This window comes from Mesorhizobium sp. WSM4935 (assembly GCF_029625735.1).
In the GTDB taxonomy this organism is placed as follows: domain Bacteria; phylum Pseudomonadota; class Alphaproteobacteria; order Rhizobiales; family Rhizobiaceae; genus Mesorhizobium.
The window spans coordinates 94095-111188 of record NZ_JARTVR010000014.1 but is presented as its reverse complement, the minus strand read 5'-3'; the positions used below and the strand labels follow the sequence as shown (position 1 = coordinate 111188).

The following is a 17094-nucleotide window of genomic DNA, read 5'->3' as shown; positions in this document are numbered from 1 at the left end:
CCAATAGACAAGCTAAGAGTGCGTGGTTATTTGGTTGGCGCGAGTGTTGCAAACCTGTGCAGCACGAACAGCGCGGTTCGAGCAAACATATGGCTCTTTCGATCTACCTTGCCACGAGGAAAAAACTAATCAGCCATGGGGTGAAAAATACACCCGATGGAAATCTTACCCTTACCGACAAGGGTCTATTCCTACTGTTCGTCCGCTTGGAGAGAGCACAACGCTCAAAATCCTTTGAAGCCGTCCAAGCGGCAGTTCAGGCTATCGAGAGTTACACACAATCAATTGGCAAGCAATATCTGACGCTCTTTGCCTATATGTACATATATTTCTCGGATGGAACTCCGAAATTGACCAAGTTTGACGAAATCCTGGAGCACGGTGGCGTGAGGAAAACAAAGGAGTACAGGCGAGCCGTCACCGACGAAGAGATCGTTATCTCTGCTTGGGCTGCGCTCAAATTCAACAGATACCGGGATAGCTTCTTCCGCGCTTTGTATTCACGTCGGCCTAATCCAAAGTCCGCCTGAACCGCACCAGCGCCACGCCGGCAAACAACGCCACGAACAGCACCAGCCAGCCGATCTCCGTTGCTACCGCCGGCAGCTCCGCGCTCTTCAGCATGACCGCGCGGGTGATGCGCAGGAAATGCGTCAGCGGAAAGATCTCGCCAAGCGTCTGCGCCCAGCCCGGCATGCCGCGATAGGGGAACATGAAGCCCGACAGCATGATCGAGGGCAGGAAGAAGAAGAAGGTGAGCTGCAGCGCCTGCATCTGGGTGCGGGCGATCGTCGAGATCGTGTAGCCGAGCAGCACCAGCGACAGCACGAACACAAGCACGGTCGAGAGCAGCAGCGACAGCGACCCCATGAAGGGAATGGCAAACAGAAGCTTCGCCGCGGCCAGCACCACCACCACCTGCACGGCGCCCACCACAAGATAAGGCAGCACCTTGCCCAGCATGATCTCCAGCGGGCTCGACGGCATGGCCAGAAGATTTTCCATCGTGCCGCGCTCGGTCTCGCGCGTCAGCGCGATCGAGGTCATCATCACCATCGTCATCTGCAGGATGACGCCGAGCAGGCCGGGAACGATGTTGTATTGCGAGATGCCTTCGGGGTTGTAGCGCCGGTGGACGACGACATCGAGCTGGCCGCGCGCCGCCTCCTTGGCCGCTTCCTGCGTGCCCTGCGCCCGGAGCAGCGCCTGGCTGGCCACGGTGCTGAGCGTCGAGACGGCGCCGCTCGCCACCGCCGGATCGGTGGCGTCGGCCTCGATCAGGATCTGCGGATTGTCGCCGCGCTCGACGCGGCGCGCGAAATCGGCGGGAATGGTGACGACGAAAGAGACATCGCCGCGCGCCATAAGGAACTCGGCTTCCGCCGCACTTTGCGCGACATGGTCGAAGCGGTAGTAGCCGGTGGTCTGCAGCGCCGAGACCATTGCCCGCGTGTAGGGATCGCTGCTGGTCGCGACGAGTGCCGCCGGCAGGCTCTTCGGGTCGTTGTTGATCGCATAGCCGAACAGCACAAGCTGGATCAGCGGCACGCCCAGCATCATGGCGAAGGTGATGCGGTCGCGCCGCATCTGGATGAACTCCTTGATCAGCAGCGCGCCGAGCCTGGCGAAGGAAAAGACCGCGTTCATGCCATATTGTCCTTCGAGCCGGACATGAACTGGATGAAGACATCCTCGAGGCTGGTCTCGCCGGGCTTCACCGTGACGCCCTTGTGCTCCTTCTCGACATCGGCGAGCGCCTTTTCCAGCGCCGCCTTGTCGGAGCCGACGACATGCAGCGTCGCGCCGAACGGCGCCACCTGGTCGACGCCCGGGCGGCCCTGCAGCGCTTCGGCCACCTGGTCGAGCCGCGGCCCCTGCAAGACGAAAGTCGTCAGCCCGGCATTCTTCACCACCTCGTCCACCGTGCCGGTGGCAAGCATCTTGCCGTAGGAGATGTAGCTGATGCGGTGGCAGCGCTCGGCTTCGTCCATGTAATGGGTGGAGACGAGCACGGTCAGCCCGCCGCCGGCGAGGCGATGGATCTCGTCCCAGAACTCGCGCCGCGCCTTGGGATCGACGCCGGCCGTCGGCTCGTCGAGCAGAAGCAGCTTCGGCTTGTGCATGATGCAGGCCGCGAGCGCCAGCCGCTGCTTCCAGCCGCCGGAGAGCGTGCCGGCCAGCTGGTTGCGGCGGCTCGTCAGGCCGAGCTCCTGGAGCGTGCGCGAGACATATTCCTCGACCGGCTTCAGCTGATAGAGCCGCGCCACGAATTCGAGATTCTCGCCGATCGTCAGATCCTCGTAGAACGAGAATTTCTGCGTCATGTAGCCGACTTCGCGCTTGATCCTGAGCGCGTCGTTGCGGATGTCGAAGCCAAGCACGGTGCCGTCGCCCTCATCCGGCGTCAAAAGCCCGCACATGATGCGGATGGTTGTCGTCTTGCCCGAGCCGTTCGGCCCGAGGAAGCCGACGATCTCGCCTTCGGCCACCGTCATCGTCACGTGGTCGACGACGGTCTTGTCGCCGAAGCGTTTGACCAAGCCGCGAACGTCGATGACGTTCATTGCCCGATATCCGCGAGATCGACATCGACGATCTGGCCGGGCTGCAAGGGTCCCGCATCGCCCTCCGGCCGGGCCTCGACGAGATAGACCAGCTTCTGCCGGTTCTCGAGCGAGTAGATCACCGGCGGCGTGAATTCCGGATCGGGCGAGACATAGCTGACCCGCGCCTTCAGCCCCGCCCCGCAACCGTCGCAATGGACATTGAGCTCGGTCCCAACCTTGACCGACGAGAACGCGCTTTCCGGCACATAGACGCTGAGCTTCACGGCGCCGTCGGGCAGCATGGAGATCACCGGCGAGGTCGGTCCGGCCGTGTCGCCGGGGTTGCGGATGACGTCGTTGACGCGGCCGGGCGAGGGCGCCGTCAGCACCCGCTTCGACAGCCGCCACTCGGCCTGCTGCAAGGTCGACTGCGCCTGCTTGACCTGGTTGTCGGCGGCCTTGATGGTCTCGGGCCGCGCCGGCAGGTTGCCGACGGCGAGATTGGCCTCCGCCTGGCCGACCTGGGCATTGGCGGTCTCCAGCGAGGCGGACGCGGTGTCGTACTCGGCCTGGGTGCCGGTGCCGCGCTTATAGAGGTCGCTCGCGCGGTCATATTTGCGCTTGGCGTCTGCCGCCTGGGCCTTGGCCATGTCGACCTCGGCCTTGAGCACGGCGATCTCTTCGGGGCGCTTGCCGACCTGCAGGTCGGCAAGCTGCGCCTGGGCCTGCGCAAGGGCGGCTTTAGCCTGCGCCACTTCGATCCTGGCGTCGGCGTCTTCCAGCGTCGCCACAGCCGTGCCGCTCTCGACGCGGTCGCCGCGCTTGACCGTCACCGTCGCCACCTGGGCCACTTCGATCGGCGCCATCAGCACATATTCGCCTTCGACATAGCCGACGGCCAAAGGCGCGGCCGGCGCGCAGGCGCCGAACAGTTGAGCCGCGAGCGGCAGCGAACAGAGAAAGCTCATGATTTGCCCTTCTTGCCGGCGGTCGCGGCGCGCGCGGCCAGCATTGCCTCGAGATTGCCGGTAGCGACCGCCACCACCTTTGCCGCCTCCTTGTCGCCGATTTCGCGCCAACCCATGCGGCGCATGACCGCCTCGCGGCCGATGCGGAAATAGATGACCTGGCCGATCACGGTGAAGACCGTGAGCTTGGTCGCCTCACTCTCGGCCGGCTCGCCGGTCGCCTGCTCCCAGATCTGGCACAGCCGCCGGTGCGTCGGCTCGAACACGCCGGCATAGATGCGGTCGAGCGCAGCGGTCGGATGCGAGAGCTCGCGAAGTACGAATTGTACGATCTCGCCGGCCTGCGGACTGGCCACGACAAAACCCACCATCCGCTCCAGGGCTGCAAAGAGCTGTGCTCTCGCGGCTTCCGGGCTTGCCGGGGCGGCCGCCTGGGTTGCGCCCAGCGCCTGGCCGGCGATGCCCTGGATGGTTTCGACGATAAAGTCGGCGGCGGCGGCGCGCAGGCCCTCCTTGCCGCCAAAATGATAGGCGATCGAGCCGATATTGGCCTTGGCCTCGGCCGCGATCTCGCGCGTCGACGTGCCGTCGAAACCTTGCCGGCCGAACAGCTTGAGCGCCGCATGCACCAGCGCCGCGCGCGTTTGATCGGCGGTGGTGGCCTCGCGCTGCTGCCTTGTTACGCTTGGTTGCTTGCTCATGCCCGATCTTTAATCAATCGATTGATTAAAGTCAAATGGCCTTCAAGTCGGCTTGCCTTCTCGACCCCCACAGGCTTTAGTGCGCGGCCATGGGCAAGGAAGTCGAGCGTAAGTTCCTGGTCTCCAGTCCCGCCTGGCGCGACGAGGTCGAGGCGGAGGTCCGCATTCGCCAGTTCTATGTCGCCGCCCAGCCCGGCCGTACGGTGCGTGTGCGCATCAGCGACGGGCGCTCCGCCAAGCTGACGCTGAAGTTTGGCGACAGGGCGCGAGAGCGCGATGAATTCGAATATTCCATCCCGCTTGCCGAGGCCGAGGAATTGATGGCCTTTGCCGTAGGACGTGTCATCGAGAAGACACGCCACCATGTTAGACACCGCGGCTATCTCTATGAAGTCGATGTATTCGGCGGAAAGCTCGCGGGGTTGGTGATCGCTGAGCTGGAGACGCCGGAGGACGTACCTGACGAAATGCTGCCCGACTGGCTGGGTCGCGAGGTCACCGGCGAGTCGAGGTTCTACAACGCGTCGCTGGCCCTCGGGGGGATTCCGGAGATCGCCGCATGAGCTTCCGCATCGATCCGCGCTTGCCGCTGACCGGCGAGGTCAGGCGCATATTGGCCGACGAGATCGGCAAAGCAATCGGCCATCTCGAGGCAGCACACGAGAAGCCGGAGCAGGGGCTGCATAAATGCCGCAAGCGGCTGAAAAGCGTGCGCGCCTTGCTGCGCCTGGTTCGTTCCGGAGACGAACCGTTCTGCCAGACCGAGAACGAATGCTATAAGCAGGTCTCGGCGCTGCTGGCCGGCCCGCGCGAGTCGACTGCTTTGATCGAGACGATGGATCGCCTTGCCGATGCCTTTCCGGAACTATCCGCAGGCGGCGGTCTCGAGGCCGTGCGCGAACGGCTGGTGCTGCGCCAGCATGAGCTTCATGCCGGTCCTGGCCTCGACGCCGCCATCAATGCAGCGATAGCCGCGTGCCGGGAAGGACTGGAGCGCATCGACAGGCTCGCTCTGCCCGATCAGCCGGAGCTGGCCGCCGATATATTGGCCGACGGCGCCCGCGCCACCTTGCGGCGGGCGAAGAAAGCGCTCGACAAGGCGCAATCGCGCGGCGAGGATGAGGATTTTCACGACCTGCGCAAGGCGGCCAAGACGCATTCGATGCATCTGTCGCTGCTCGGCCATTTGTGGCCGACGCCGATCAAGGCGCGCCGCAAGGCGGTCGACAGGCTCGGCGAACAGCTCGGCGAATTGCACGACGTCTTCGTCATGCGCGCCCTGCTCGATGCCGAAGGCGAGCCGCTCGGCCCCGCCGACGAGACCGGGCTTCTGCGCAAGCTGTTGAAGCGCTCCGAAAAGATCCTGATCAAGGCCTGCCTTACCGATGCCGCCGAGCTGTTCGGCGATAGCCCGAAACGTTCGGCCAAAAGACTCGCCCGCAAGGCGCGCGACGATCTCGCCGGACCGCAGGAAGAAGCGAACGCGGCGTGACGCTTTTTCCTTCTCCCCTGTGGGAGAAGGAGGCGCCAGCTACGCCGGCAACACTCGCTTCTCCTTCGCCGCCCCCGCATCCCTCGGATGCGGACCGATCGGCATGATAGCGGGAAACGGCGTCGCGCCGAAGGCGAAGGTCCATTTGTAGCCGGTGAGCTGGTCCTCGGGCGTGGTATGCTGGTCGTGGTGGGCAAGCAGCCTGGCGCGTTCGGCGAGCTCGTCGGCCTCGCGCCGCAGCATCTCGGCCGTTTCCGGCCGCATCCGCCGGGAAAAGCTGATGAAGGTCGCGGCCTGTTCCATATGGCCGATCGCCCAGCCGATGAAGTTCTTGTTGGTCATCTCGAAATGCGGCTTCAGCGGTCCCTCGAAATCCCACTGGATCGGCGTGTCGACCAGTAGCCTTGCCGACAGGCCGCGCCCTAGCGCCACCAGCCCGAGTTCCTCGAGGTCGCGCAGATAGAGGAACATCGAGGCTTCGCTCAGGCCTTGCGAACGCATGATGCCTTCGGCCGTGAATTTCTCCGACAGCATGATGAAGACGAAGAGCAGCGCCGGCCGCGCCGCCAGCCTGCGCTCTATCTCCGGCGCGACGCGGTTGGCGGGGCTTGGCCCGCGGGTCATCGCGCCGAGTACGTTCTCCAGCTCGACATCGGCCGCGGCGCAGATCTCCATAAGCCGGTCGAGCTTGCAGTTCCTCTCATGGAAAATGCGCTTCACCGTCGGCTCGGAGATGCCCATGCGTTCGGCGAGCGTCCGATAGGTCAGGCCCTTGGCCTTCAGCGTCCGTTTCAGCGCCTCGAAGATCGGACCGTTCATGGAATGCACCTCGTTCGTGCGAATTCGTATCGAATTACGATACTAGCTCTGTTCCGGCTTCCCGGAAAGTATCGGAAACCCTAGCTCTTCGGCGTCATCCCAGGAGAGCACCTATGAAACATCTCGTCGCCTCGACCGCCTTCATCGCAATTGCCGCCGTCGTGTCCGCTGCGCAGGCCGGCGAACTCTGGCGCTCCACCGGCTTCGAGCAGCCGGAGTCGGCGCTTGTCGATGCCGCCCACAACCGCATCGTCGTATCCAACATCGTCGGCAATCCCGGCGCGGCGGACGGCAATGGCTACCTGTCGCTTCTGTCGATGGACGGCAAGGTCATCACCCGCCACTGGGTGGAGGGCATGGACGCGCCCAAGGGCCTGGCGATTTCGGGCGGCAAGCTCTACGCCGCCGACATCACCAAGGTGCGCGTCGTCGATCTCGCCAGCGGCAGGCTGGTCGAAACCATCGATGTGCCCGGCGCCGTATTCCTCAACGACATGACGCAGGACAGCGCCGGCAAGGTCTATGTCAGCGACATGCTGGCCGACGCGATCTACCGCATCGAGGGCGACAGGCCGGAACTGTTCGTCAAGGATGCGCTGCTCGCCTCGCCCAACGGCGTGTTCGCCGATGGCGACAGGCTGATCGTCGCCTCCTGGGGCAAGGGCATCAACAAGGCCGATTTCAGCACCGCCGAGCCCGGCGGCCTGCTGTCGGTCGACTTCGCCACCAGGAAGGTCTCGCCGCTGCCCGGCGCCCAACAATTCGCCGATCTCGACGGCGTCGTCGCCATCGGCGGCACCATCTTCGCCACGGCCTACATGACCGGCACGCTCTACAGCTACAAGGCCGGCGGCGCGCCGGAAGCAGTGGCGCAGTTCAAGCCGGGCAGCGCCGACATCGGCACGGACGGCAAGCACATCTTCGTGCCGCTGATGGGCGAAGGGGAGATCGTGGCGATTAAGATCGACTGAGAGCATCGTGAACGGCGCCGGTCGGGATTGGACCGGCATATCTGCGGCACTGCCATCTGGTCCTGCCGCTCACTCCGGATTATCCGGCTCCGATCCGTCACATGGGCGAAGCCGTGAAGACATCCAGCCTCAACGGCGCCGTTTCGCCGACGATCCCTGTGCTCATATGCGCGCTCGCTATTTTGCTGCTGTCCGGCATGGATGCGGCCATGAAGTCCCTGGCCATCGCGATCGGCGTCTATAACACGCTGCTGTGGCGCAGCGTGGTTGCCACAGTGGTCGCGGGCGCGGCCTGGTCGGCCGGGCCGCGCGTGAAGCCGAGGCTTCCGGTGCTGGGCCTGCATGCGCTGCGCGCCGCGATTGTCGGCGTCGTCCTGGTCTCGTTCTTCTGGGGCCTGGCCAGGCTGCCGCTCGCCGAGGCGATCGGGCTCAGCTTCGTCGCGCCGCTGTTCGCGCTTTTTCTTGCAGCGTTGTTGCTGGGCGAACGCATAAGGCGGCAGGCGGTCTGGGCGTCGCTAGCCGGAATGGTCGGCGTCGCGATCATATTGGCCGGCCAGTTCGGGGCGGCAGGTTATTCGCAAGATGCCCTGCTGGGCACGGCCGCGGTGCTCGTATCGACGGTGTTTTATGCCTACAATCTGATCCTCTCCCGGCAACAGGCGCTGCTGGCCAAGCCGGTCGAGATCATGCTGTTCCAGAACCTCTTCGTCGCAATCATGCTCGGTCTCGCCGCGCCCTGGCTCGCAGTTGCGCTGCCGAGCGATCTCTGGCTCCCCTTGGCCGGGGTGGCGCTGCTGTCGCTCGCCGGACAATTCCTGATGAGCTGGTCCTATGCCCGCGCCGAAGCGCAATATCTGATCCCGACCGAATACTCGGCCTTCATCTGGGCGATCGCGCTTGGCTGGCTCTTCTTCGGCGAGAAGGTAGCCTGGACCACGCTGGCGGGCGCATGCCTCATCGTCGCCGGCTGCCTGATCGCCGCGCGCGCCAATCCAAAGCTTGCCGAGCCGATCGAAGCGGCGGTGTGAGCAGGGCACGGCATCGGCCGGCAAATCCGGTCGCGGCGGTGCCGGTCCTGTTTCCCTATCGCAGTGGCGGCTCAGCGTTTGCGGGTTCTGCGCCGCGGCGGCCTTGAGGCGCACGCCATTGCCGCCGCACCCGCCGGCCTGGTTCTCGCCGATCAGCTCCACGCCCGCCTCGTCGAGCGCCTGGATGACCTGCATCAGCGTGTCGACGACGCCGTCGCCCGCTTCCATGCGCTGGATCGTCGCAGCGAGAGCCCGGCCCACTCGGCGAGTGTCGATGCCGGCAGCCATCGATCAGTCGCTGTCGGCCACGACTTTGCGCCGCTGCAGCAGGCGCGCCGCAAGCCAGCACAGCATGGCCCAGGCGAAGCCCGCGCACCAGCCGGCAAGCACATCGGACGGCCAGTGCACGCCGAGATAGACGCGGCTCGTGCCGACCAGCACGGTGGTGAGCACCGCAAGACCGAGCACGAAGACCTTCGTCCTGCGGTCCGGCAGGAATCGGGCCGCCAGCGAGCCGAGGGTCAGATAGGTCACGGCCGACAGCATCGCGTGGCCGCTCGGAAAGGACAGCGACGTCTCGTTGACGAGATGCGAGACGAGATCAGGCCGCGGCCGGTCGACCTCGAATTTGAGCAGGCTGGAGAGCACTTGCCCGCCTGCCACCGCCGCGAACATGAACAACGCTGTCGAGGATCTGCGGATCAACAGCAGATAAACGATGGTCGCGGTCGTGACCAGCACCAGCACAACGGTGCTGCCGAGCGCGGTGACGTCGCGCACCGCGCCTTCCAGCCAAAGCGGGCCGATCGGGCTGTCCGGCTGCCCGGCATGACGGAAAGCGAGCAGGATTTCCGTGTCGAAGGCGTGCGGGGTCGTGGCGCGCGCCATCTCCACGAGCTCCACCAGCCCCCACAGTCCACCGGCGATCACCAGCCCGGCAAGCAGCACGGGGAATTCCAACCTGTTGAGGAGCGCGTTGGCGATCGGTTTCATGCCAGCCTTTTGATCCCGCTACAGCCGCTGCATATAGGGCCCAAGCGTGATCAGCGCGACGGCGGCGATCGCCAGCACTATGCCGGTCGCTTGCAAGGCGTTGAGCCGTTCGCCGAAAAAGGCGAGCGCCACGACATTGACCGCGACGAGCTGGATCACCGCCGACAGGCTGAACGACACCGACATGCCGAATTCGCGCACCAGCCTCAGCATGATCAGATTGCCGGCCGTATAAAACGCCAGCGTCAGAAGCAGCTTGGCGAGGCTCGGCGCCAGCCCCCATTGCTTGGCCGCTATCGCCGCCAGCACGAACATCAGGGTCGAAATGCAGAGCTGCGCCAATCCCCAGAAACTCACCGCCGTCCCATCTTTCAAGCGCCGCCGCCGAGCCGGCCGCAGCCCTTGTTTCCGAAGCAGGCGAGGCCGTCAAGCCGATCGCCGTCGACCGCCGGCGTTTCGGGGGCCAAGCCAGCCAGCGGCTGCTCAGCCGGCAAATAGCCATTGCGATTCAATCACGGTAGTGTCACGAAAATGTGATCGGCGCGCTTTAGGGGTCGAAAGGTCGAAATCCCAGCCACCTCAAGAAGCCAGAGGAACACCATGACCGTGACCCCTGAGACCCGTTTCCGCACCAGCCAGCTCGAGGACAATGACGGCCCGCCCGTCAACCCGACCGACAACCGCACCATGGGCGAGATCATCGCCGCGCGTTTCTCGCGCCGCGGCTTCCTCATGGGTTCGCTGGCCGTCTCGGCCATCGCCGCCACCGTCAGCCCGCTGGCGCTCGTCGCCGCCGACGAGGCCCGCGCGGCAGAAGGCTCGGCCTTCAATTTCGACGAGCTCGAAGCCGGCATCGACGACAAGCACCATGTCGCCCCGGGCTATGACGCCGACGTGCTGTTGCGCTGGGGCGATCCGCTGTTTGCCGATTCGCCGGATTTCGATCCGCTGAAGCAATCGGCCGAGGCCCAGGCCAGGCAATTCGGCTACAACAACGACTATGTCGGCTATATCCCGATCGACGGCTCGGCCGAGCACGGCCTTTTGGTCGTCAACCACGAATACACCAACCCGCATCTGATGTTCCCGGGGATCGTTTCGATCGTCGAGAAGGACGGAAAGAAGAAGGCCGAGGTGGCGCCGCTCTCGAAGGAGCAGGTCGATGTCGAGATGGCCGCGCATGGCGGCACCATCGTCGAGATCCGCAAGCAAGGCGGCAAGTGGCAGGTGGTGCGCGACGGCAAGCTCAACCGCCGCATCATGTCCACCACCGAGATGGCGCTCTCCGGCCCGGTCGCTGGCCACGACCGCGTCAAGACCAATGCCGATCCATCCGGCACCAAAGTCATCGGCACGTTCAACAATTGCGCCGGCGGCGTCACGCCCTGGGGCACCTATGTGATGGCCGAGGAGAACATCCACGGCTATTTCTCGGGCGAATTGCCGGAAGGCCACAAGGAAGCGGCCAACTACAAGCGTCTCGGCATCCCGGAAGGCGCCTATGAATGGGGCGCGCATTACGACCGCTTCAACCTTGCCAAGGAGCCGAACGAGCCCAATCGCTTCGGCTGGATCGTCGAGGTCGACGTCAACGATCCAACCTCCACACCGAGGAAGCGCACCGCCATGGGCCGCTTCAAGCATGAGGGCGCCGAATCGATCGTCGCCAAGGACGGCCGCGTCGTCTTCTATCTCGGCGACGACGAACGCTTCGACTATATCTACAAATTCGTCACCGCCGGCACGTTCGACCCCAATGACCGTGCCGCGAACATGAACCTGCTCGACGACGGCACGCTGCACGTCGCGAAGTTCGCCGAGGACGGTTCGGTCGAATGGATGCCGATCGTGTTCGGGCAAGGCCCGCTGACGGCGGAGAACGGCTTTGCGTCCCAGGCCGACGTGCTGATCGAGACGCGGCGCGCCGCCGACCTGCTCGGCGCCACCAAGATGGATCGGCCGGAGGACATCCAGCCCAATGCCGGCAACGGCAAGGTCTATGTCATGCTGACCAACAATTCCAAGCGCAAAGCCGAGCAGGTCGACGCCGCCAATCCGCGCGCCGACAATGCCTTCGGCCATATCATCGAGATCGTCGAGGATGGCGGCGACTTCGCCGCCACCAAGGGTAAATGGGAAGTGCTGTTGAAATGCGGCGATCCGTCGGTCGCCGATGTCGGCGCCACCTTCTCGACCGCGACCACCGCCCATGGCTGGTTCGGCATGCCGGACAATTGCGCCGTCGATTCCGCCGGACGCCTGTGGGTCGCCACCGACGGCCAAGGCCCGAAGGCCACCGGCCGCACCGACGGCCTCTGGGCGGTCGATACCGAGGGCGCGGCACGGGCAACCTCGAAACTGTTCTTCCGGGTGCCGATCGGCGCCGAAATGTGCGGTCCGCTGTTTGCGCCCGACGACCAGACGGCTTTCGTCGCCGTCCAGCATCCGGGCGATGGCGGCGAGGACTGGGAAGGCTTTGGCCGCCCGTCCTATTACGAGGATCCGTCGACCCGCTGGCCGGATTTCAAGCCGGACATGCCGGTGCGGCCGTCCGTCGTTGCGATCACGAAGCAGGGCGGCGGCAAGATCGCGGTGTGATGCGCTGAGGTAGCGCAGACGTTGGGGATTGGCGGAAGGCTCCCCAACGTCGTCATTCCAGGGCGGAGCAGGAGCAAAGCTCCGTCGCGGAGACCCTGGGATCCATTCCGTTACCTCGGACGCAGGGTGCAGCGGCGCAGAATTCTGCACCGCCGCGGCGCTTTGAAGTCACGGCATGGATCCTCGGGTCTGTGCTGCGTCGCTACGCTCCTTGCTCCGCCCGTGGATGACGAAGCGATGGCCCACCGTAGCCCGGCACTCACTCCGCGCGTTGAACCATCGCCATGTTCATCACGCTTCTCAGACGGAAGCCGATGGACTCATAAAGCCTGATCGCCGCGACGTTGTTTTCATAGGCGTGCAGGTATGGAACCTCGCCGCGTGCCGCGATCCGGCCTGCCACGAACAGCGACAGCAGGCGGGCGAGGCCGGCGCCGCGGAAATCCGGATGCGTGCAGACGCCGCTGAGTTCCGAGTAGCCGGGCTGCTTCATGCGCTCGCCGGCCATCGCCCCCAGCCTGCCGTTTATCCTGATGCCCCAGAAATCGCCGAGGCTCAGCGCCTCCAGCGTGAAGGGGCCGGGCTTGGTGAGCGAGGCAAGCGCCAGCATCTCCTCGGCATTGTCTTTTGTCAGTTGCCGGACGCGCTCGTCGGACGCCGCCGGCATCGGCATTTCGGCAACCATCTGCACCAGCGTCGCCGTCGAGATCGCGGAAAGTTCCGGCGGCAAAACGATGTCATCCGCCTGGACCAGGACTGCGGTTTCGCCCGGCGGTAGAAGCCCCGCCAGCGCCCGCAGGCTGTCCGCATCGTCGCCGGCGGTGGCGGCGAAAGGAACGATCGACGGGCGATAGCGCCTGGCAAGGTCGCCGCCTTCGGCGAGAGCCTGGTGCCGCGTCGTAAGCGCGCTCCAGACAGGGCGGTCGAGGACATGTCTCATAAGGCGGCCACCTTGGCGTTTTCGGCGCGGCGGTGGAGCGGCGTCGCGGCCAGACGATCCTCGACGGCGGCAAGCTGGCTAAGCAGCGGGCCGGAAAGATCGGCGCACAGATCCGCCACGGCGTTCTCGATGCTTGGCCAGATGTCGCGCTTGGCCCGGTCGACCAGCCGCCTTCCGTCGCGGCTCAGCGAAACGATCCTGCGCCGCTGGTCGTCTTGCGAAGGGTTGACCTCGACCAGACCCAGTTCGGCAAGCAGCGCCACGCTGCGCGTCACGCCCGGCTGCGCGATGCCCAAGGATTGCGCCAGCTCGCCGACCGGCAGCGGCCCCAGCCTGTCCAGCGCGGCGAGCAGCGGGTACTGGCTCGACTGGATGCGCATATCCAGACGGTCGAGCACGCGCTGCGTGTCGGCCTGCAACTGCTCGCCTATGCGCTTCATCCGGCTGCCGAGGCAGAGAAAGCCGAGAGATCGGAGGATGTCTTCCATGGCTGGTTCACCATATATCTATAACTTGATATATAACATTGCATGAAAATGTCAAACCGGGCCTCGCGCACTCATGCTCGGCCGCCGATGGAAGAGACCGCAGCCTTTCGGCCGTTTGCCCTTCATTCGCCGCCAATTGCATCCTATATCGCGCTGATGCGACATGGCCGGCAGCGGTCGCCAGCGATTCGCGACCTGAGGGCGGCAGGTCATCACTTCTTGGCACGCGGAGCTCATGGCGTCCCTGCGCATCTATTTCGATAGGCTTCTCGACGCTGTGGCACCCAAGGTCCCGCGGCGCGACTTGACGGATGCCGAACGCCTGTCGCTGGTGCGCCGTTACGGCGATTTCTCGCTCGCCTATTCGACTGCCGTGCAGCAGAAACTTTCCTATTTCAGCGACGGCGACGGCTACATTGCCTTCGGCACCAAGATGAGCCACCATTTCGCGCTGGGCGATCCGGTGGTCGATCCGGCGGATCGCGCGGCCTATATCAAGCGCTTCGCCGAGGCCGCCGGTGGCCCGTGGTTCGTCCAGATCAGCGCCGACACGGCCAAAGTGCTCGCCGGCCTCGGTTACATGGTCAATCGCCTCGGCATCGACACCAGGCTGCTTTTGCCGGCACATGATTTTTCCGGCAAGCGCAACGAGACCGTGCGCTATTCCGAACGCTGGCTGATGAAGAAGGGTTTTGTCATCGCCGAGGACAGGGGCGACAGGCTGCAAGAGGAAATCATTCAGCTTTCCGCCGACTGGCGCAAGGAGCGCATCATCAAGCGCTGGGAGATGGGTTTCCTCAACCGCCGCTTTTCCGAAGAGCTCGGCGCCGACATGCGCCGCTTCCTCCTGCACAGCCCCGAAGGCCGGCTTCTCGCCATCCTCGACTTCGACCCGCTGTTTCGCGACGGCAAGGTCATCGGCTACACCACCGCCTTCAAGCGCAAGCAGACCGACGCGACGCCGCATGCCGAGATCGGCCTGACCAAATTCGCCGTCGACCGCTTCCGCGAGGAAGGCATCTCGCAGGTGACGCTCGGCCTTTCGCCGCTGTTCGGCATCGAGCCCAGCGGCTTTGCCGAATCGGGCTTCTGGCGTGGCGCCTTCCAGCGCGCCTACAACTCGCCCTGGGTCAACCGCTCGCGCTTCAACCTGCAGGGCCAGGCGGCCTTCAAGCGCCGCTTCCACGGCGTCGAGGAGCCGACCTATATCGCGTTCCGCAAAGGGACTTTCGTGGAGATGCTGGGGCTGCTGCGCCTGCTGAAGGCGATCTGACTAGGCGCTCTTTCCTCACCCAACTTCGTCTACGCTATGCACATGTTCTGTGACTGGCGTGACTGATCGACCTGAGGCTTGATTGCCACGTGGTTCCCCCAATCCGTCGCTGCTTCGCAGAGGGAAAAGGAAGGGCGCCTTTCCTACCCCGTCGATCGGGGAGAGAGGTGGCTCGGCGAAGCCGACACGGAGTGGGGATCGACCAGCGCTACAATAGACAAAGCATGCGCCAAGCCGCCATGCACGCTATCGCCAAAGACCAGGCGCTTGCAAATGTGTGCATGCCGTAGCCCACTTCGTGGGGCGAGGAACTCCGTCAGTTCCTCAACCGGTATCCCGTCTTGAAGATCCACGCCACGATCGCGATGCAGATGGCCAAAAACACCAGCGTCATGCCGAGGCTGACGCCGACGGAGACATCCGCCTTGCCGTAGAAGCTCCAGCGGAAGCCGCTGATCAGATAGACGACCGGGTTGAACAGCGTGATCGTCTTCCAGATGCCGGGCAGCATGTGGATCGAATAAAAGCTGCCGCCGAGGAAAGTGAGCGGCGTGACGATGAGCAGCGGCACCAGCTGCAGCTGCTCGAAGGTCTTTGCCCAGATGCCGATGATGAAGCCGAACAGGCTGAAGGTCACCGCCGTCAGCAGCAGGAAGGCCATCATCCAGAACGGGTGCTCGATCCTGAGCGGCACGAACAAAGCCGCGGTGGCCAGGATGATCAGGCCGAGCATGATCGACTTGGTCGCCGCACCCCCGACATAGGCGATGATGATTTCGAGATAGGAGACCGGCGCCGACAAAAGCTCATAGATCGAGCCGACGAATTTCGGGAAATAAATGGCGAAGGAGGCGTTGGAGATCGACTGCGTCAAGAGCGACAGCATCATCAGGCCGGGCACGATGAAGGCGCCATAGGCGATGCCGTCGATCTCGTTGATGCGCGAGCCGATGGCCGAGCCGAAGACGACGAAATAGAGCGATGTCGAGATAACCGGCGAGATGATGCTCTGCAGTACCGTGCGGAAGGCGCGCGCCATCTCCACCCGGTAGATCGCCCATACTGCACGAAAATTGGGGGCCGCGCGCAGGTTCATGGCTCTTGCCTCAGAAGATTGACGAAGATCTCCTCGAGCGAGCTGTTCTTGGTGTCGAGATCGCGGAACTGGACGCCGGCCGCCTCGAGGTCGCGGATCAGCGAGGCGACGCCTGGACGGTCGCTCTGGTTGTCGTAGGTGTAGGTGAGCTGGTTGCCGTCGTCCGACAGCTCCAATGAATAGCCGGAAAGCCCGTCCGGAACGGCCGACAGCGGCACGCGCAGCTCCAGCGTCATCTGCTTGCGGCCGAGCTTGCGCATCAGCTCGGCCTTGCCCTCGACCAGGATGATCTCGCCCTTGTTGATGACGCCGACGCGGTCGGCCATCGCCTCGGCTTCCTCGATATAATGCGTGGTGAGGATGATGGTGACGCCGTCCTCGCGCAAGCGCCTGACCATCCCCCACATGTCCTGGCGCAACTCCACGTCGACGCCGGCCGTCGGCTCGTCGAGGAACAAGACGCGCGGTTCGTGCGACAGCGCCTTGGCGATCATCAGCCGCCGCTTCATGCCGCCGGACAGTGTGATCGCCTTGGAATCCTTCTTCTCCCAGAGCGACAGGTCGCGCAGCACCTTCTCGACGAAGTCCTTGTTGGGCGCCTTGCCGAACAGGCCGCGGCTGTAGTTCACCGTCGCCCAGACCGTCTCGAAGGCGTCGATCGTCAACTCCTGCGGCACCAGCCCGATCAGGCTGCGCGCGGCGCGGTAGTCCTTGCCGATATCGTGGCCGTCCACCGTGACGCTGCCCGACGAGCGGTTGACGATGCCGCAGACGATCGAGATCAGCGTCGTCTTGCCGGCGCCGTTCGGCCCCAGCAGCGCGAAGATCTCGCCGCGCTCGATATCGAGATTGATTTCCTTCAGCGCCTTGAAGCCGGTGGCATAGGTTTTCGTGACACCGGAGATCGAGATGATGGACGACATGCTGAAATACGGCCGGCTGGAAAAGGTGACCTGATATAGGTCGGATGCCGCCCGGTGCAAGTGAATCGACACCGCTGCTGACAATTCTGGACGTGAGAGCGTCTTTCTATCCGTTTATGGGCAAACATGCCCGGTTCACCCTCCGAAGCTGCGGCGTAGTCGCTGCGGAGGACGGGCAGGCAATGAGGGGCGGCGCTAAACCTGTCGGGTAAGGCGATGGCTGCGCTTTTTCGGGGATGCCTATATCACAACCGCCGG

At 64.3% G+C, this 17094-nt stretch carries 18 protein-coding genes and 1 pseudogene; 7 read left to right on the top strand and 12 right to left on the bottom strand.

The genetic code is table 11. The annotated features are described in order from the left end of the window. Nucleotides 1-89: 89 nt before the first annotated feature. A complete protein-coding gene (locus P9273_RS25705) occupies nucleotides 90-530 on the top strand; it encodes a hypothetical protein (protein WP_278051288.1) in 441 nt (146 codons plus the stop codon). Here P9273_RS25705 and P9273_RS25700 read toward each other — a convergent pair. From P9273_RS25700 to P9273_RS25685, 4 genes are read right to left on the bottom strand one after another with little or no spacing between them, the layout of a single operon-like run. Further along, on the bottom strand, nucleotides 511-1647 hold the full coding sequence (locus P9273_RS25700) for an ABC transporter permease (protein ID WP_278051287.1): 1137 nt from the start codon (nucleotides 1645-1647) through the stop codon (nucleotides 511-513). The genes P9273_RS25705 and P9273_RS25700 overlap by 20 nt on opposite strands. Next, entirely contained in the window at nucleotides 1644-2564 is a 921-nt protein-coding gene (locus tag P9273_RS25695) for an ABC transporter ATP-binding protein (protein ID WP_278051286.1), read from the bottom strand. The genes P9273_RS25700 and P9273_RS25695 overlap by 4 nt, the downstream gene beginning before the upstream one ends. Further along, a complete protein-coding gene (locus P9273_RS25690) occupies nucleotides 2561-3514 on the bottom strand; it encodes an HlyD family secretion protein (protein ID WP_278051285.1) in 954 nt (317 codons plus the stop codon). Before P9273_RS25690 ends, P9273_RS25695 begins: the two co-directional genes overlap by 4 nt. Continuing rightward, nucleotides 3511-4215, bottom strand: a complete 705-nt coding sequence (locus P9273_RS25685; protein WP_278051284.1) for a CerR family C-terminal domain-containing protein — start codon at nucleotides 4213-4215, stop codon at nucleotides 3511-3513. The genes P9273_RS25690 and P9273_RS25685 overlap by 4 nt, the downstream gene beginning before the upstream one ends. A gap of 89 nt (nucleotides 4216-4304) precedes the next feature. Here P9273_RS25685 and P9273_RS25680 point away from each other — a divergent pair, with 89 nt between their 5' ends. Both P9273_RS25680 and P9273_RS25675 read left to right on the top strand, forming a co-directional pair. Further along, nucleotides 4305-4778 (top strand): CYTH domain-containing protein, encoded by a 474-nt coding sequence (locus P9273_RS25680; RefSeq protein WP_278051283.1) that lies wholly within the window; start codon nucleotides 4305-4307, stop codon nucleotides 4776-4778. Continuing rightward, nucleotides 4775-5707, top strand: coding sequence for a CHAD domain-containing protein (locus tag P9273_RS25675; protein ID WP_278051282.1), 933 nt, complete (start codon nucleotides 4775-4777; stop codon nucleotides 5705-5707). The genes P9273_RS25680 and P9273_RS25675 overlap by 4 nt, the downstream gene beginning before the upstream one ends. Nucleotides 5708-5746: 39 nt before the next feature. Here P9273_RS25675 and P9273_RS25670 read toward each other — a convergent pair whose 3' ends face one another. Continuing rightward, nucleotides 5747-6526 carry a helix-turn-helix domain-containing protein gene (locus tag P9273_RS25670; protein WP_278051281.1) on the bottom strand — a complete coding sequence of 260 codons (780 nt, stop codon included), beginning with the start codon at nucleotides 6524-6526 and terminating at the stop codon, nucleotides 5747-5749. Between the two features lie 113 nt (nucleotides 6527-6639). Between P9273_RS25670 and P9273_RS25665 the strand changes: the two genes are divergently transcribed. Together P9273_RS25665 and P9273_RS25660 are read left to right on the top strand one after the other, a co-directional pair. Continuing rightward, nucleotides 6640-7497 carry an SMP-30/gluconolactonase/LRE family protein gene (locus tag P9273_RS25665; RefSeq protein WP_278051280.1) on the top strand — a complete coding sequence of 286 codons (858 nt, stop codon included), beginning with the start codon at nucleotides 6640-6642 and terminating at the stop codon, nucleotides 7495-7497. Nucleotides 7498-7598: 101 nt separating this feature from the next. Continuing rightward, nucleotides 7599-8525, top strand: a complete 927-nt coding sequence (locus tag P9273_RS25660; protein WP_278051279.1) for a DMT family transporter — start codon at nucleotides 7599-7601, stop codon at nucleotides 8523-8525. A 78-nt stretch (nucleotides 8526-8603) separates the two neighbouring features. Here the strand turns inward: P9273_RS25660 and P9273_RS25655 are convergent. The 3 genes and pseudogenes from P9273_RS25655 to P9273_RS25645 form a co-directional block, all read right to left on the bottom strand. Then, nucleotides 8604-8809 (bottom strand): annotated as a pseudogene (locus P9273_RS25655) (helix-turn-helix domain-containing protein); the annotation flags it as partial. 7 nt (nucleotides 8810-8816) lie between these two features. Beyond that, nucleotides 8817-9518, bottom strand: coding sequence for a phosphatase PAP2 family protein (locus P9273_RS25650; protein WP_278051278.1), 702 nt, complete (start codon nucleotides 9516-9518; stop codon nucleotides 8817-8819). Between the two features lie 18 nt (nucleotides 9519-9536). Further along, nucleotides 9537-9875, bottom strand: coding sequence for a hypothetical protein (locus P9273_RS25645; RefSeq protein WP_278051337.1), 339 nt, complete (start codon nucleotides 9873-9875; stop codon nucleotides 9537-9539). 243 nt (nucleotides 9876-10118) lie between these two features. On the opposite strand from P9273_RS25645, the gene P9273_RS25640 reads away from it, so the two are divergent. Further along, a complete protein-coding gene (locus P9273_RS25640) occupies nucleotides 10119-12116 on the top strand; it encodes a PhoX family protein (protein ID WP_278051277.1) in 1998 nt (665 codons plus the stop codon). Between the two features lie 259 nt (nucleotides 12117-12375). Here the strand turns inward: P9273_RS25640 and P9273_RS25635 are convergent, their stop codons facing one another. Both P9273_RS25635 and P9273_RS25630 read right to left on the bottom strand, forming a co-directional pair. Next, entirely contained in the window at nucleotides 12376-13056 is a 681-nt protein-coding gene (locus P9273_RS25635; protein ID WP_278051276.1) for a GNAT family N-acetyltransferase, read from the bottom strand. Next, nucleotides 13053-13544, bottom strand: coding sequence for a MarR family winged helix-turn-helix transcriptional regulator (locus P9273_RS25630; RefSeq protein WP_041000121.1), 492 nt, complete (start codon nucleotides 13542-13544; stop codon nucleotides 13053-13055). The genes P9273_RS25635 and P9273_RS25630 overlap by 4 nt, the downstream gene beginning before the upstream one ends. A gap of 235 nt (nucleotides 13545-13779) precedes the next feature. Between P9273_RS25630 and P9273_RS25625 the strand changes: the two genes are divergently transcribed. Next, entirely contained in the window at nucleotides 13780-14817 is a 1038-nt protein-coding gene (locus P9273_RS25625) for a phosphatidylglycerol lysyltransferase domain-containing protein (protein WP_278051275.1), read from the top strand. A gap of 316 nt (nucleotides 14818-15133) precedes the next feature. Here the strand turns inward: P9273_RS25625 and P9273_RS25620 are convergent, their stop codons facing one another. Next, a complete protein-coding gene (locus tag P9273_RS25620) occupies nucleotides 15134-15913 on the bottom strand; it encodes an ABC transporter permease (RefSeq protein ID WP_041000126.1) in 780 nt (259 codons plus the stop codon). Further along, nucleotides 15910-16836: an ABC transporter ATP-binding protein gene (locus P9273_RS25615; protein ID WP_278051274.1), complete on the bottom strand. Its 927-nt coding sequence runs from the start codon at nucleotides 16834-16836 to the stop codon at nucleotides 15910-15912. The genes P9273_RS25620 and P9273_RS25615 overlap by 4 nt, the downstream gene beginning before the upstream one ends. Nucleotides 16837-17094: the final 258 nt, after the last annotated feature.

Coding starts and splice junctions, on each gene's coding strand:
- P9273_RS25705 (WP_278051288.1), top strand. CDS start 90: ATGGCTCTTTCGATCTACCTTGCCACGAGGAAAAAACTAATCAGCCAT.
- P9273_RS25700 (WP_278051287.1), bottom strand. CDS start 1,647: ATGAACGCGGTCTTTTCCTTCGCCAGGCTCGGCGCGCTGCTGATCAAG.
- P9273_RS25695 (WP_278051286.1), bottom strand. CDS start 2,564: ATGAACGTCATCGACGTTCGCGGCTTGGTCAAACGCTTCGGCGACAAG.
- P9273_RS25690 (WP_278051285.1), bottom strand. CDS start 3,514: ATGAGCTTTCTCTGTTCGCTGCCGCTCGCGGCTCAACTGTTCGGCGCC.
- P9273_RS25685 (WP_278051284.1), bottom strand. CDS start 4,215: ATGAGCAAGCAACCAAGCGTAACAAGGCAGCAGCGCGAGGCCACCACC.
- P9273_RS25680 (WP_278051283.1), top strand. CDS start 4,305: ATGGGCAAGGAAGTCGAGCGTAAGTTCCTGGTCTCCAGTCCCGCCTGG.
- P9273_RS25675 (WP_278051282.1), top strand. CDS start 4,775: ATGAGCTTCCGCATCGATCCGCGCTTGCCGCTGACCGGCGAGGTCAGG.
- P9273_RS25670 (WP_278051281.1), bottom strand. CDS start 6,526: ATGAACGGTCCGATCTTCGAGGCGCTGAAACGGACGCTGAAGGCCAAG.
- P9273_RS25665 (WP_278051280.1), top strand. CDS start 6,640: ATGAAACATCTCGTCGCCTCGACCGCCTTCATCGCAATTGCCGCCGTC.
- P9273_RS25660 (WP_278051279.1), top strand. CDS start 7,599: ATGGGCGAAGCCGTGAAGACATCCAGCCTCAACGGCGCCGTTTCGCCG.
- P9273_RS25650 (WP_278051278.1), bottom strand. CDS start 9,518: ATGAAACCGATCGCCAACGCGCTCCTCAACAGGTTGGAATTCCCCGTG.
- P9273_RS25640 (WP_278051277.1), top strand. CDS start 10,119: ATGACCGTGACCCCTGAGACCCGTTTCCGCACCAGCCAGCTCGAGGAC.
- P9273_RS25635 (WP_278051276.1), bottom strand. CDS start 13,056: ATGAGACATGTCCTCGACCGCCCTGTCTGGAGCGCGCTTACGACGCGG.
- P9273_RS25630 (WP_041000121.1), bottom strand. CDS start 13,544: ATGGAAGACATCCTCCGATCTCTCGGCTTTCTCTGCCTCGGCAGCCGG.
- P9273_RS25625 (WP_278051275.1), top strand. CDS start 13,780: ATGGCGTCCCTGCGCATCTATTTCGATAGGCTTCTCGACGCTGTGGCA.
- P9273_RS25620 (WP_041000126.1), bottom strand. CDS start 15,913: ATGAACCTGCGCGCGGCCCCCAATTTTCGTGCAGTATGGGCGATCTAC.
- P9273_RS25615 (WP_278051274.1), bottom strand. CDS start 16,836: ATGTCGTCCATCATCTCGATCTCCGGTGTCACGAAAACCTATGCCACC.